Here is a 14,707-nt window from a genome sequence, read left to right on the forward strand (position 1 = left end):
TTCCCCTCTTAACGTAACAACTCTGTGGTCATCAGGCTGATAGTATAAATAACAAAACCAGAGATCAAAGCAATAACCACTCCCTTTTGTAATTTCTCATTCGTTCGATACTTAAATAGCAAAAATGCTAGACCCAACAAAGCGGTAATCGCAATTAAGCGTGCCATACTCTCTCCCATGATGTGACGAGTTAACGAATATTTTTACTCGCAATGAGCACCAATATACCAAACCCCACTGTTTTAAGTCCTATTAAAGTCAAAGAAGTGCCACAACAAAGAGTAAAAAACACTACCTAAACGATGAGTTTCCATACAAAACTGCTCCAGTTTTAAAATTACTTGATTTATTCAACAAAGATGATAAATTTCGCAGCCAAGTTATCTACTCGATAACTGACCCGCCCATATTTTGGGCAACGTTCCGATGAAGACTGCTGGAGAGAGGCAACCTAGAGTTGTCCGCCGAAGATTTAATTATTTCAGGCAAAAGGACTGTAGTTGGAGGAACCTCTGGAGAGAACCGTTAAGTCGGTCGCCGAAGGAGCAAGCCTTGCTATTGAGCAAGGTGAAACTCTCAGGCAAAAGGACAGAGGAGAGAAATTTAATTCGCTTTATGTGTTTATGTCTAAGATAGAATCTTTTGCTATCACGGCGTCATGGTATTCGTTGTAACCCATTTCTGGGGGTCCGTATCAAGATCTATCTAAGCACATGCCTTTCTCTCTTCTCCTTAAATTTTGTTTTATTAAGGGGAAATCATGAACGATCTACACTCACTTTTATCAACCATTGACTCATTTGTTTGGGGTCCACCGCTATTAATTTTGCTTGTGGGAACCGGCGCTTATTTCACGTTTAAACTCGGTTTACTGCAGTTTAGACACTTGCCAACAGCGCTGCGCTTTGTATTCAGTCGTAATGGTTCTTCCGGTAATGGTGACGTTTCGAGCTTTGCCGCTCTTTGTACCGCACTCTCTGCCACCATAGGTACGGGCAACATCGTTGGTGTTGCAACGGCGATTAAATTAGGTGGTCCCGGCGCTCTATTCTGGATGTGGCTAGCTGCTCTGTTTGGGATGGCGACTAAATACGCCGAATGTTTATTAGCAGTAAAATATCGCAAAACAGATGACAAAGGCGAAATGCTTGGTGGTCCAATGTACTACCTTCGCGATGGTGTGGGTTCCAAATGGCTAGCGAACCTGTTTGCCGTGTTCGCACTGGGTGTTGCCTGTTTTGGTATCGGAACCTTTCCGCAAGTAAACGCGATTCTTGACGCGACTGAAATATCGTTTGGTCTACATCGCGGTGTGGCAGCAACGGTACTGACACTATTGGTTGCGGTTGTTACGCTAGGCGGCATCAAATCGATTGCTAAGGTTGCAGGTAAAGTCGTTCCAACGATGGCGGTATTCTATGTGCTTGCCTGTTTAAGCGTTATCGTCATGAACGCAGACCAATTGCTGGATGCGATCTCTCTGGTGATTGTCTCTGCCTTTACTCCAACCGCGGCAACCGGTGGCTTCCTAGGTGCCAGCATTATGTTGGCGATTCAGTCGGGTATCGCGCGTGGTGTATTCTCAAACGAGAGTGGATTAGGCAGCGCCCCCATGGCCGCGGCAGCCGCGAAAACCGACAGTTGTGTACGTCAAGGGTTGATCTCAATGACCGGGACTTTCTTTGATACCATTATCATCTGTACCATGACGGGTCTTGCATTAATTCTTACGGGTGTCTGGCAAGGTGATTTAGCGGGCGCAGCAATGACGACGCAAGCCTTTGCAACCGGCTTAAATTCAGAGACTTTCGGTCCTCTCTTAGTATCAATTGGTCTTATTTTCTTTGCATTTACCACCATTTTAGGCTGGAACTATTACGGTGAGCGTTGTGTGGTTTACCTGATGGGAACCAAAGCCGTACTACCCTATAAGATCATTTTTGTTGCATTGGTCGCGTCAGGGGCATTCTTGCATCTTGATCTCATCTGGATCATTGCCGACATCGTGAATGGTCTAATGGCGATTCCAAACTTGATTGGTCTGATTCTACTTAGACAGGTCGTTATTGACGAGACACGCCTATTCTTCGCAAACCATGGCAAAGCCGCAAGTGCTGGTTAATCATTAGCTAAAACCATCAATTAGCTAACAATCGCTAGGCGACATGACTTAAACAACACTAGCGATACAAAATAGACATGAGCCTGCCATTCAATGTATGAATCGCAGGCTTTTTTATAGGGTTTTCTTACGACGAAACCCAAACATCACCAGCGCGGGTAATGCGACGATCAACACCATCACACTCACCTTAGATAACAGCACATAACTGGTTTCATGGGAAATACTTGGTAGCCAATGATAAAAACCACTCAGCACACCTATTACCACCGCTACAGAAACAAATAACTCTAAAAGTGACATCGGTGTGATAGAGCAACATTGGCGATTAATCAGTGCATACGCCAGCATGCCCAAACTCAATGTCGTCCAACCGATAAAGGAAGGGTGTGGCCAAGTGATGGTCAGTAATGCTGCCACTGTCAGTACGATAGACCACGCTTTTACACCGATAAAAATGGCTAATTGATCTCGACTATTACTTAAATAGTGACGAACAAAATGCCAACCAGACAACATGCCAATCAATGAACCCACCAGCATATCCGTCAAGAAAGCCGCACCACTGATAAACTGGTAAAAGACTAAAATTGCCGTGGATACGAGCGCAATGATTAAGAATCGGCTCCGATAATAACGCTCTATTTGCGACATGACTATCAGCGAAATACAGCTCCAATTGGCTAAATAGATATCCGGAAAACTGTAACCACTTTGCTGAGTAAAATTGATGCTCGGTAAATAAGCATGAGGCAAGGGTAATGAAAACCCTTGTTTAGTCACCAGAACAAAAAGTGACGTCGTCACGCAAGCAAAGACCAACTCCGCCGTAAATATCCGTCCCCATTGCCAAATAAACACGGGTAATAAAATGAGCAGAATCAATGGCTGCATGACCAAATTCAGTGCTTCTCCGCCCAACATAATCATCGACTGCAACCAACTCGGTCCATGTTTCACGGCAGTTTGCAGTGAGTTCAGCCAACTCAATTGAACTCTTTGATAGCTCGGCGCAAGGTCAATTAAGTGATTGATATGACGAATAGACTGGTTATTGGCCGATTCAAAAAGATGCTCAACCAATGGCCACTGATAGGCATAACGATACTGACTAACATTGACATTTTTTGGCAAGACCAACTGCGCACTCAACACCTCGACACCAAAATGTGGTGCATTGAAGATGGGAAGCTCTAACCTCTGGTCGCGGTTACTGTTGTTGTAGGCAATGATCTCTGACTGAACCTGACAGTTATAAATGATGGCTGATTCGGTGCGTCCCAACTCATCAAGCACATCCACCGCGATGCCCGACTCTTCCCAGGTTTCACGTTGAGCAGTCACCCGTGGGTCTTCTCCCTTTTTTATCGTGCCGCCGGGCAAAGAGAGTTTGTGCGTAATGTACTCACGGATTAACAGCAAACGATCATCACTGCGAATAAGACAGAGTGCGCCAATTAATTCAGGCTGAAAGCTTGGCAAACTGCTTGGCTTCGTCGGTTGCACTGGGTCACTCGATTCTGCCCAAACAGCGCTAGAGAACGAGAGCAGTAAGACGAAAAGCAGTAGTAAATTAAGTACGTTTCGATAAGGTAAAAATTGACTCAAAGCATCTCTACCCTAAATTGACTTTTTTAAACAATGGATATGAGGAACAAAGCCACACTCTTTATAGAGTTTAAGTGCAGATTGATTGAAGTCCCAGACTTCCACCATAATTTGAGTTGCTCCCCACTCTGTCAGTCGCTGCTGGATATCGCTAAGTAGCCTTGTCGCGATACCTTGCTGACGATACTTGTTGACCACGTATAACTCGTCGACACTGCCCATCAAGCACGAAGGACTGATTGGCGAGTTAAATTCACACAACTGTGCAGTTACAAATCCGAAAAGACTTTGCTGATACTCACAGACCAAAACCAAACATTCTGGAGAATCCAAATACAGACTAATACTCTTACTTTTCTCGATTTCTTGAGCCGTTTTAAACTCACTCGGTGCCTGTATATAGTGTTCGTGATGAAGAAGATGCATCAATTGATTTAACTGGGCTAAGTCATCATGATTGGCGAGGCGATATGTAAATTTAGAATTGAGCATGTCAGTAAGTGTCGTCTAGGAAACGTAATCAACCGGGTTATTAGTGTTAGCTGCAACTTATAGTTCGACAGTGTAAAACGATAGATTTGCAACTCTGTTTTTCGACGGTACTAATGCCAACTTGATCAATCAATTGTCATTTCCCCGTGCGTAGTTTGAGGCTTTTGTCATTTTTGTGCAAATTGATTTTGAACTGAACTTCTACCCCTTTCGTATTATCTAACTAGTGTTAGCATGATGCGCAACAAAGAATGACTCGCCATAATTGATTACAATTGAACATGTTTTGTTCACCTTTAATCGGCGCTTATCTTGTAAAATCAATACATCTTACAATACAGCACCAAGGAGCGACACGATGAAACGAGATTGTTTTGGTATCTGTTTAGATAAAAACGTATTACGAAAAAATCAACACGCTACCTTTACTCACGTTCGTGGATACAGCGTTCAAACTAGCCTTACACCAACAGACTCTCATGAAGAACTGTTAGTCAGTTTTTCTAGTCCACAGATGTCGGGGCTTGATGTGCTTAAACAGATGAAACAGGCCAAAGATTTAGTGTGGCGCGCTGGGTTTGTGTGCCCAGAGACTCACTAAAAATATCCCACATTGCTTCAATGAGATAAGCGGCATTGTCAGTGCCGCTTATCTTTATTACTCCTGCTATGGCTCTTGCTCTCATCCTTAATCCCTCCTTTACCCTAGAACCTAGAACCTAAATCCACTACCTCTCCGCGCCATGTATAACGAATACGTCTATATTAATGATATTGAACAAAAATAAATTAGAGTATAAACTCTAATTTATTTTTGTCCCCCCACTGCGAAACAGTGGCGACAATATTTGCGGCGATAGGATTTGTGGAGATAATATGCCAAATGGAATAAAAGGGTTGATTGCCCTGTTAGTCGCGCTCCCGCTACCTAGTCAGGCAGACTCAATCAGCTTTGAACAAGCGTGGCAGTTACTACAGCAAAACAATCACTCTCTTTCAGCACAAAAAGAGAACGTTAACCGTCAGGCGTATTTACAACAAGCAACGGACAATCTTAATTACCCTCAAATCTCCATCAGCGCCAACTACACTCGCCTTGATGACGATGTCACTATCAATGGACAGCAATTTGCGGACAGCCTAAGTGGTATAGACGGTGCGACACTCGCTGCGATCAACAGTCTATTACCCGGTTTAGGCGGCATCACCTCTACCATCGAAGATAAAGACATTTTTACTTCTTCTATTCGCGCTATCTGGCCAATTTTTACCGGTGGGCGCATCAGCGCAGCACAAGCCGCAGCTGAGGGAAGAAAAAATGAAGCGGAAAGCATGCTCGCGATGGAGACTCAAGCGCGCTATGAAGATCTTAGTAAATATTATTTTAGCGTCGTTCTAGCCCAACGAGTCGTTGAGACTCGCACCGCCGCAGTACAAGGACTCAAGCAGCACTACAATAACGCCATTAAATTAGAACAGCAGGGTCAGATTGCTCGAGTGGAGAAATTACAAGCCCAAGTCTCCTATGACAATGCGGTGATCGAGCTTAACAAGGCGCAACGAAGCCAACGTATCGCGCAAATGGCACTGACTCAAATTCTTGGTCAAACGGAACCCGTCTCCCCGACCGGCGAACTGTTTATTAACGCTGCCCTACCGCAACTCAGTACATTCAAGCAACAAACATTAACCACGTATCCCGGCTTATCTCTGTTAGATGCAAAAAACAAGCAAGCAGAGAGCTTACTTAAGGCAGAACAAGGGCGATATTACCCAGAAGTTTATGCCTACGGAGATTACAATCTGTATGAAGGGGATTCACTCGCCGCGCAAGTCGCCCCAGATTGGTTAGTCGGCATTGGTGTCAGTATTCCTCTTGTCGAAAGCTCAGGCCGAAGTGAACAGGTCAAAGCGGCTAAAAGCGCTATTTATCAGGTTCAATACTTGAAGCAACAAGCCAAACAAGATCTCTCTATTTTGGTTGAGAAAACCTATCTAGAGGCAGAGCAAGCTCGAGAAGAAGTCGAGGGACTCGAATCAAGTATCACCCTTGCCAAAGAGAACCTGCGTTTAAGAGAAAAAGCGTTCGCTCAAGGCTTAGGACGCTCGATTGATGTGGTCGACGCTCAACTTTACATCGCGGCGATTCAAACTCAGCAATCTGCTGCCAGTTTCCAATACCTGCAATCTCTCACTAAATTACTGGCGCTATCCAATCAGATGAATAGTTTTGCGAGCTATCAATACAATGGTTTATCTACCCCGTTTACCCACACTAAGGACTCCCAATGAATCGCGTTAAATCACCATTACTCGCCGTTATTGTTATTGCGATTATTGCTTGGGTTGGCTACGAATTTTTCCTGTCATATCAGCAACCGCCTTATACCATTCAAGGGCAGATAGAGTCGCAGCAATACAGCATCTCCTCGAAGTTGCCGGGACGTGTTGATAAGGTATTGGTTCGCAAAGGTGACACTGTCTCCAAGGGCGAGCTTATTTTTACGCTGCATAGCCCAGAAATAGAAGCCAAACTCGAGCAGGCGGAAGCCGGGCAAAGAGCCGCCGGAGCACTGGCAAAGGAAGCCCAAGTTGGAGCAAGACAACAACAAATAAAAGCCGCTGAAGATCAGTGGCGCAAAGCTAAGGCGGCGGCAGAACTCTTAGAGAAAACCTACTTGCGCGTCAATAACCTATATAAAGATGGCGTAGTTGCAGAACAGAAGCGTGACGAGGTTAAAACCCAGTGGCAAGCAGCACAATACACGGAAAGTGCGGCGTTCCAGATGTACCAAATGACCAAAGAAGGCGCGAGAGACGAAACCAAACAAGCCGCTGAGGAAAAAGCACGCATGGCTGCTGGGGCAGTTGCGGAAGTTGAAGCTTATGCCGAAGATACGCAAATCTACTCTTGGTTTGATGGTGAAGTCTCCCAAGTTCTATTGCATAGCGGCGAGTTAGCACCTCAAGGCTTTCCCGTCGTGACGGTGATTGACACTCAAGATTCATGGGCGGTGCTGAATGTTCGTGAAGATAAGCTGAAAGCCTTTAACAAAGGCGAACAGTTTTCTGCTTACCTGCCAGCTCTGGATCAAACCGTCACTTTCGAGGTCACGCATATTGCGGTCATGGGCGATTTTGCCACTTGGCGCGCGACGGACTCTTCACAAGGGTTTGATCTGCGTACCTTCGAAGTCGAAGCGCGTCCTGTGGATGACAACATCCAACTTCGCATGGGCATGAGCCTAGTTGTCGAGCTGTAAGCATGAGCACATCACCGCTTAATCAACGCTCCCTTCGGTCTGTGCTGGCATTACAATGGCAGCTCATCGCTGGCGATCGCTGGTTTTTCTCTCTACTGACTTGGATACCTATCGGTTTCTGTCTCACGCTCTACTGGGTATTTTCTCAGGGGATCGCGACGTCTTTGCCCATCGGTATTGTCGACTTTAATCGCAGTGCTCTGTCTCAGGAATTGGTGCGTCATTATGATGCGACGCCCATGTTAAAGGTCAGTGAGGACTTTTCTGATGTGACAAAGGCGAAGCAAGCATTAGTGAATGGCGATATCTATGCGTTCTTGGTGATTCCTGAAAACTTCGATAAGCAAGTGATCACGGCCGTTCCGCCACCCACTGCCACCTTATTTTATAACAGCCAATATTTGTTGGTCGCCAGACTGGTTAATTCAGCAGCGGTTCAAGCACAAGGCTACTTTAACGCAGCGGTGGAAACACAGCGGCAGCTTATGTCTCACCAACAGACTCTTGCAAGCGCGATGGGTAATGCTGTTACGGTTCGTACCCAGATCACGCCCTTGTTTAACAATTCTAGTAATTATGCCCAATTCTTGGTGCCTGCTCTTATCCCTGCTGTCTGGCAAATCATGGCGGTGGCACTGACGGTGCTGGCGTTAGCAAAGAACTACCGCCACTTGGGATTGTCGACTTGGTTTGCTAACCAGCGCTACTTTAGCGGTCTACTTTTGGTGCTGACGCCCTACGCGCTTTGGTTTTCTGCACTTGGGATCCTTTATTTAGGTGGTTTTTACTACCTACTTAATTGGCCAATGCACGGTGAGCTTTGGGTCATTGTCGTGGCCCAAATCGCCACCACATTTGCCTGTATGATTATGGGGAGCTTGTTCTTTTTTCTCACCTGCGACGCTGCAAGAGCGATGAGTTTTGCTGCCGCCTATACCGCACCAAGCTTTGCTTTTATGGGAATTACCTTCCCTGCCAGTGACATGAATAGCTTAGCGTTGTTTTGGCGACAGTTATTGCCGGTAAGCCACTATATCGAAGTGCAAATCTCGCAAGCGAGCTACGGACTACCAAGCCAAACATCATTAGCTATGCTGTTGCCAATGATAGGTTATCTAGTGCCACTTATTCTTTGCTTGGGGTTTGTTCGCCGACATGTCAATAAGGAAGTCGCACAATGAAACTGATGGATCTTATCTTTCATGAGCTTAAGGCGTTGGTGCTCAATCCTGTCATCGCATTAACCGTGTTTGGCGGTACGGTTTTCTATTCGTTCCTCTACCCTCTGCCCTATCAGCAGCAAATTCCACGAGATCTTCCCATCGCGGTGGTGAACCTTGATGCCAGCCAATTGAGTTACAAACTGGAACGTATGGTGGATGCTTCACCCAATGTCAAAGTCGTCGAACGTTTACATAGTATCGACTCTGCCAAACGGCAGTTTATGCAAGATAAGATCACTGGCTTTGTGGTCATTCCAGAGCATTTTTATAAGGATGTTTTACTCGGCAAAGCACCCGTTCTGTCTTATGCGGGTAATGCCTCGTTGTTACTTGTTTACGGCACCGTCGTTGAGGGTCTAGCGCAAGCAGGCGGAACCTTAGCGGCCGAAGCAAAAGTGGCAAAGTATCTGCAACAAGGCGTGCCTTTAGTACTGGCAAGTGAACAATATTCTGCGGTTAAACTTAACAGTAAACCGACCTTTAACCCAAGGATGGGCTACATTGATTACATCGTGCCAGCGGTATTCGTATTGATCCTACAGCAAACACTGCTAATTGCCGCAGGCTTGCTCGGGGCAACGCAAAAGAATCAAACTGGATATTGGAATCAAGTCTCTAGGTTCGAGTTGATCACCGTTCGGATGGCACTGCTCAGCGCTGTTTATTACCTGTTAGGCATGTATTATTTTGGTTGGAGCTTTAGTCTGCATGGGGTCAGTGTTTACGCTCATATCGGTCAGTTACTGGCGTTAATGTTGCCGTTTTTCCTCTGCACCATCGCAATTGGAATTTGGCTCGGCAACATTGCTTCTAAACGCGAATATGTAACGACCTTAGTGTTGATGAGTTCCATGCCTTTGCTGTTTATTTCGGGTGTGGTTTGGCCGACGGAAGCACTGCCTCAACCTTTGGTGCTGTTTGCACAACTATTACCCACCGCGCCAGCCATCAATGGTTTTCTCAAGCTAAATCAAATGGCGGCAGATTGGTGGCAGGTCGCCCCTTTATGGCGTCAACTTTGGATTCAGTGCTTGGTGTGGAGCGCGATTGCCTATCTCACCTATCCGAAAACCAGCCGTTCGAAACATAAAAAAGTGCCCTTAGCGAACTAAGGGCTTCTCGTTGTCCAATTGATAGCAGTTATTCGTTATTCGGTTTCAGCCGCAACGTCATCCTTAACTTCATTCACTTGGGCATCAACAATCGGCAACGTCTGTTTCACATAGTTACCCGGCGCTTTACTGAGTACTGGAAATTCTTCGTTGCCGATGGAGAAAGGTTCTACCTTTTCTTCTGGAATAAACTGTTGCATCCAATCATTCCAATGCAACCACCACGATCCTTTATGGTGGTCTGCATTTTTTACCCATTCCTCGGCTGATTCATCAAGCGTAGAGTTGGTCCAGAAGCCATATTTCTGTTTAGCTGGATGATTAACAATACCCGCAATATGACCAGACTCTCCCAGTACAAACGTCTTGTTACCGCCCATCTTTAAAGCGCCACGATACGTGCCCTGCCAAAGAGCAATATGGTCTTCTTTAGTGGAAATAAAGTAACTAGGTATGCGAATTTTATCTAGATCGATCCAGACGCCACCAATCTTGACGCCCTTGTCTTGAACCAATTTATTTTCTAGATAGAGGTTGCGTAGCAAGAAATTGTGCGTCGCAGCCGCTACATTGGTGCTGTCGCTATTCCAATACAACAGATCAAAATCAACCGGACTATTACCCTTGAGATAATTGTCGATATAGTAATTCCAATACAGACTGTTCTCACGCAGCAAACTAAAAGTCACACTTAAAGAACGTCCATCCATATACCCTAGCGCATTATTCTGCAGTTCAATCGCGCGAATTATGGTGTCATTGATATAGGCCCCCACTTCTCCGGGTTGACTAAAATCTAACAAGGTAGTGAAAAATGATGCCGAAACAATTCGCTTTTTCATGCGCTTTGCTGCGTAATAAGCGACGGTAGACGCTAATACCGTACCACCGATACAGTAGCCAGCTGCATTGATCTGGTCTTTGCCAGTAATCGACTCAATAGCCGAGACCGCTTTAACCACCCCTTCAGTGACATAGTCGCCAAACTCTAACTGAGCCTGAGCGGCACCTGGATTTCGCCAGGACATCATAAACACCGCGTGACCCTGTTCTAGTAGCCACTTGACCATAGAGTTCTTTTCTCTTAGGTCGAGGATATAATATTTGTTAATAAACGGCGGGACGATCAATAAGGGGGTTGCATTCACCGTTTCGGTCAGTGGACGATACTGGATCAGCTCAAACAACTCGTTTTGATACACAACCTCGCCTTGGGTATTCGCCACATGCTCGCCGATCTGGAACGCTTCCGTATTGGTCATGCGAATCTTCAATACGTCAGCACTCGCTTCCATATCATGCTGAAACTGCTGTAGACCCGCCAATAAGTTCTCACCGTTTTGTTCTAAGGTAAGCTTAAGTAATTCAGGATTGGTGGCAATGAAGTTACTCGGCGATAATGCGTTAAGAGTTTGACGCGAGAAAAATGAGAGACGCTCTTTTACCTGAGGATCAACGCCTTCCACCGAGTTAATGGTCTCTAAGTAGGTATTGCTAAACAGAATATAGGACTGCTTAATAAAATTATAAAACGCTTCTTCTTTCCATGCGTTATCTTCAAAGCGTCGGTCGCCTTTTTCTACCTCGACCACTTGGTCACTGCTTTGATTAAGAGCGACTCGCTGCCAAATTTCTAGCTGCTGTTGCCACCATTTGGTTTGCATATCTAGCATCATAGCCGGCTGGTGCGAAGCTTTGTTCATAAGCTCGGCAGTATCCTCTAAATTGAGTTCCTGCATCGCTTTGGTTAATGGGCTATTCACGGCTGCCTTGCCTTGCTCGAAGTCTTTCCACCATTGCTGGTTGCTCTCCTGCATTGTCACAAGGTAGTCCGAAAAGAAGTTTTGGAACATAACAAAAACCCTTTTCTTAGTATTATGAGTAAGGGTTGAAGAAACTCAGTCTCAACAACCCTTGAAGGACAACAGTGTGATTACGCAGGCGTATTAGCTTTAAGCGTATCTGAGGTCAGCTCTTCAATATCTTGTTTAAACTCTTTCGCCACTTGCTGCAGTTTAGTGCTGTCATCCATCATCTGCTGAGAAAGGCGAGTTAGCGTGCTTAATTGTTGAGTATTAAAGGCAGCCAAAGAAGAGACATCCTTTACCTCTGCTGCGGCTTTCATCTGCGATAAACCTAGCTCAGAGTAGGCACGCATTGCGTTGAGTTGAAGGTCGGTCAGTGTTTCCACATTTTTCGTCATCAGCTTATTAAACTTGGCATAAGGTGCCAGTGATTTTTCCGACTGCTCGTTAAAAACTTTAAAAATATCCGTGTACATCAGCGTTTCTCCTAGAAGTATTTCATTTTTTATTTCAAGCCATCTCTAAATGACATAGAGAATTCAGTAGTTAACTCAGCAGCGCTTTACCACGACTGCTGTACCCATACCGCCTCCAACGCATAAAGAAGCAACACCATAGTTGTGACCGACTTTACGCATTTGATGGATAAGAGTGACTAAGATACGATTCCCAGACGCACCCAATGGGTGACCTAGGGCAATGGCGCCGCCATTGGGGTTTGCTTTGTCCATAATCGAGTTGACCGACACCTTGTGTTGTTCCGCCAAGCCATGAATCACACCTAGGGCTTGTGCTGCAAAGGCTTCGTTTAACTCAAATAAATCGATATCGTCAATGGACAATTCAGCTTTGCTGAGCGCATTGGTCACAGCTTTGACAGGTCCCAAGCCCATGACTTTCGGATCAAGACCCGTTTGAGCGGTGGATACCAATTCACATAGTGGCTCAAGCCCCAGTCGCTCAACCGCTGACTCTGACGCAAGAATCACAGCGCTCGCCCCATCGTTAATACCTGACGCATTACCCGCAGTGACCGTACCTTCTCGATCAAACGCTGGACGAAGTTTCGCTAATCCCTCTAACGTCGCGTTTGATTTTGGATACTCATCAACAGCGAATAGTGCTGTGTTACGTTTCACCGTTACCTCGACTGGCACGATCTCATCAGCAAACACATCCGCTTCAATTGCGGCGACCGCTTTTTGTTGACTGCTTAAAGCGTACGCATCTTGCTGCTCTCTCGATAGGTTTGCTTGTTTAGCAATATTTTCTGCGGTAACACCCATGTGATAACCATTAAAGACATCGGTCAAACCATCAGCGACTAGGAGATCTTTTGCTGTCATATCTCCCATTTTGTGACCAGAGCGAGCTGATGCCGGCAGAGCAAATGGGATCTGCGACATCACTTCAACACCGGCTGCGACGACAACCTCTGCCTCGCCCGCTTTTATGTGAGCGGCTGCGTCCATAACGGTTTTCATACCACTGCCGCAAACCATATTGACCGTATATGCCGGCACGGTATTGGGAATATCCGAATACAATGCCGCTTGACGACCCACGCTCATACCTTGCAAAGCGCCAATCACGTTGCCAACAATGACTTCATCAATCTGCGTTTTATCAATGCCACACATTTCCGCTGCACCTGTGATCGCCGTTGCTGCCAATTTACCTGCAGCCACTCCGCTTAATGTGCCACCAAAATTTCCAATTGGAGTGCGCTTTGCTGCAACAATATAGACCTTTTCCATTAACCCTACTCCTACTCAGTTAAGCCATGTATAGGCCGCCATTAATGGCAACGGTTTCACCTGTAATATACGATGCGTCATCGCTGGCTAAATACGCCACTGCAGCAGCGATCTCTTCCGGTTTTGCTAAACGACGTAAAGGAATCGTATTCTTAATCGAATCTAAAACCTCTTCTTTCATCGCTTCAACCATTGGTGTCCCTGTATACCCTGGAGCGATAACATTGGCAGTCACACCATAACGAGCACCTTCAGCCGCTAACGCTTTGGTAAAGCCAATCATTCCCGCTTTGGCTGCTGAATAGTTTGTCTGTCCAAACTGCCCTTTTTGGCCGTTCACTGACGAGATGTTAATAATGCGACAATTGCCTTTTTCACACATCGCAGCAAATAAAGGTTGGGTTACGTTGTAGACGCTATTTAGGTTGGTGTTGATGACGTCAAACCAAGCATCAGGTGCCATTTTTTTAAATTGACCGTCACGGGTGATCCCTGCGTTATTCACAACAAGGTCAAAGGTCCCTTCTTCTTCTTGTAGTGCTTCCAATTTGTCATGGCACTCCTGAGTATTCGTAACATCAATTTCGAACAACCTTACCTGCTCTTCAGTAAAACCTTTCTCTTCAAACCACTCTTTTGCGCACTCATAATTGCCAGTGTAGTAAGTAGCAATTAAGCGATATCCATTTTCTACAAGCCTTGATGATATCGCAGAACCAATCCCACCCTTAGAACCTGTAATCAACGCAAGTTTATTCATTATTAAACGACTCCATTCTTGTCAGCTACAAATAACAATTCAATTAATAAAAACCCATTAAAATACATTGCAAGTAAATCTATAAATTAAAAATATCCTGTATTTATTACAATTAAGTTATAGGAGAAACTTTAATAAATTATTCATAATCAACATTAAATAGAATAGAAATATTATTCTTTATCGATACCAATCACAAAATAAATTAACTGACAAATATATACATTTCATAACAAAATCGCCAAACTACTGATTTTAAACAATAACTAACATATACCAATCTAACCAACCTTCTTAATTCGCAATATAAACAAACTTACTTGAACTAGAGAAAATAAATACTAATCTATAGGGATGATATTAAAAAGCCATACCTTGAAAAGAAAACGTTTACATTTACTCACTATTACTAAACATGTGCAATAAATACACAAATGAATAAACCCAAGAAACTGAGAACGTAATTAATTAATATCAACATCAATAAAAACCCACCCAGCTCATTACAAAAAACAAAGATTAAATACATTTAAATTCATTCAATCACTTATAAAACAACCATTTC

The 14,707-nt window shown here is 44.8% G+C and carries 13 protein-coding genes and 2 riboswitches; of the genes, 6 read left to right on the plus strand and 7 right to left on the minus strand.

All coding sequences use genetic code 11. The features are described from left to right. Positions 1–8: 8 nt before the first annotated feature. Positions 9–167, minus strand: a complete 159-nt coding sequence (locus L9Q39_RS07475; RefSeq protein ID WP_237484469.1) for a hypothetical protein — start codon at positions 165–167, stop codon at positions 9–11. Between the two features lie 259 nt (positions 168–426). After that, positions 427–507: riboswitch (glycine riboswitch) on the plus strand. A 2-nt stretch (positions 508–509) separates the two neighbouring features. Beyond that, positions 510–595: riboswitch (glycine riboswitch) on the plus strand. Positions 596–760: 165 nt separating this feature from the next. Between L9Q39_RS07475 and L9Q39_RS07480 the strand changes: the two genes are divergently transcribed. Beyond that, positions 761–2,122: an alanine/glycine:cation symporter family protein gene (locus L9Q39_RS07480; RefSeq protein WP_237484470.1), complete on the plus strand. Its 1,362-nt coding sequence runs from the start codon at positions 761–763 to the stop codon at positions 2,120–2,122. A 114-nt stretch (positions 2,123–2,236) separates the two neighbouring features. On the opposite strand, the gene L9Q39_RS07485 is transcribed toward L9Q39_RS07480, so the two are convergent. Both L9Q39_RS07485 and L9Q39_RS07490 read right to left on the minus strand, forming a co-directional pair. Beyond that, positions 2,237–3,730 carry a bifunctional NUDIX hydrolase/phosphatase PAP2 family protein gene (locus tag L9Q39_RS07485; protein ID WP_237484471.1) on the minus strand — a complete coding sequence of 498 codons (1,494 nt, stop codon included), beginning with the start codon at positions 3,728–3,730 and terminating at the stop codon, positions 2,237–2,239. Positions 3,731–3,742: 12 nt separating this feature from the next. Next, positions 3,743–4,222, minus strand: coding sequence for a GNAT family N-acetyltransferase (locus L9Q39_RS07490; RefSeq protein ID WP_237484472.1), 480 nt, complete (start codon positions 4,220–4,222; stop codon positions 3,743–3,745). Between the two features lie 358 nt (positions 4,223–4,580). On the opposite strand from L9Q39_RS07490, the gene L9Q39_RS07495 reads away from it, so the two are divergent. From L9Q39_RS07495 to L9Q39_RS07515, 5 genes are all read left to right on the plus strand, one after another. Next, on the plus strand, positions 4,581–4,823 hold the full coding sequence (locus L9Q39_RS07495) for a cation transporter (protein WP_237484473.1): 243 nt from the start codon (positions 4,581–4,583) through the stop codon (positions 4,821–4,823). 275 nt (positions 4,824–5,098) lie between these two features. Continuing rightward, complete coding sequence (locus L9Q39_RS07500; RefSeq protein ID WP_237484474.1) at positions 5,099–6,514, plus strand: TolC family protein; 1,416 nt, start codon at positions 5,099–5,101, stop codon at positions 6,512–6,514. Continuing rightward, on the plus strand, positions 6,511–7,485 hold the full coding sequence (locus L9Q39_RS07505) for an HlyD family secretion protein (protein WP_237484475.1): 975 nt from the start codon (positions 6,511–6,513) through the stop codon (positions 7,483–7,485). The genes L9Q39_RS07500 and L9Q39_RS07505 overlap by 4 nt, the downstream gene beginning before the upstream one ends. 2 nt (positions 7,486–7,487) lie before the next feature. Next, entirely contained in the window at positions 7,488–8,666 is a 1,179-nt protein-coding gene (locus tag L9Q39_RS07510) for an ABC transporter permease (RefSeq protein ID WP_237484476.1), read from the plus strand. After that, entirely contained in the window at positions 8,663–9,820 is a 1,158-nt protein-coding gene (locus L9Q39_RS07515; RefSeq protein WP_237484477.1) for an ABC transporter permease, read from the plus strand. Before L9Q39_RS07510 ends, L9Q39_RS07515 begins: the two co-directional genes overlap by 4 nt. A gap of 35 nt (positions 9,821–9,855) precedes the next feature. On the opposite strand, the gene phaC is transcribed toward L9Q39_RS07515, so the two are convergent. From phaC to L9Q39_RS07535, 4 genes are all read right to left on the minus strand, one after another. Continuing rightward, positions 9,856–11,673 carry a class I poly(R)-hydroxyalkanoic acid synthase gene (gene phaC / locus L9Q39_RS07520; protein WP_237484478.1) on the minus strand — a complete coding sequence of 606 codons (1,818 nt, stop codon included), beginning with the start codon at positions 11,671–11,673 and terminating at the stop codon, positions 9,856–9,858. 80 nt (positions 11,674–11,753) lie between these two features. Then, entirely contained in the window at positions 11,754–12,101 is a 348-nt protein-coding gene (locus tag L9Q39_RS07525) for a phasin family protein (RefSeq protein ID WP_237484479.1), read from the minus strand. Between the two features lie 75 nt (positions 12,102–12,176). After that, the gene (locus L9Q39_RS07530; protein WP_237484480.1) at positions 12,177–13,382 is read right to left on the minus strand and encodes an acetyl-CoA C-acetyltransferase; all 1,206 of its coding nucleotides are present in this window, start codon (positions 13,380–13,382) and stop codon (positions 12,177–12,179) included. A gap of 19 nt (positions 13,383–13,401) precedes the next feature. Beyond that, positions 13,402–14,142: an SDR family oxidoreductase gene (locus L9Q39_RS07535; RefSeq protein WP_237484481.1), complete on the minus strand. Its 741-nt coding sequence runs from the start codon at positions 14,140–14,142 to the stop codon at positions 13,402–13,404. Between the last annotated feature and the right edge of the window lie 565 nt (positions 14,143–14,707).

It is taken from the genome of Vibrio hippocampi (genome assembly GCF_921292975.1).
GTDB classification, from domain to species: Bacteria; Pseudomonadota; Gammaproteobacteria; order Enterobacterales; family Vibrionaceae; genus Vibrio; species Vibrio hippocampi.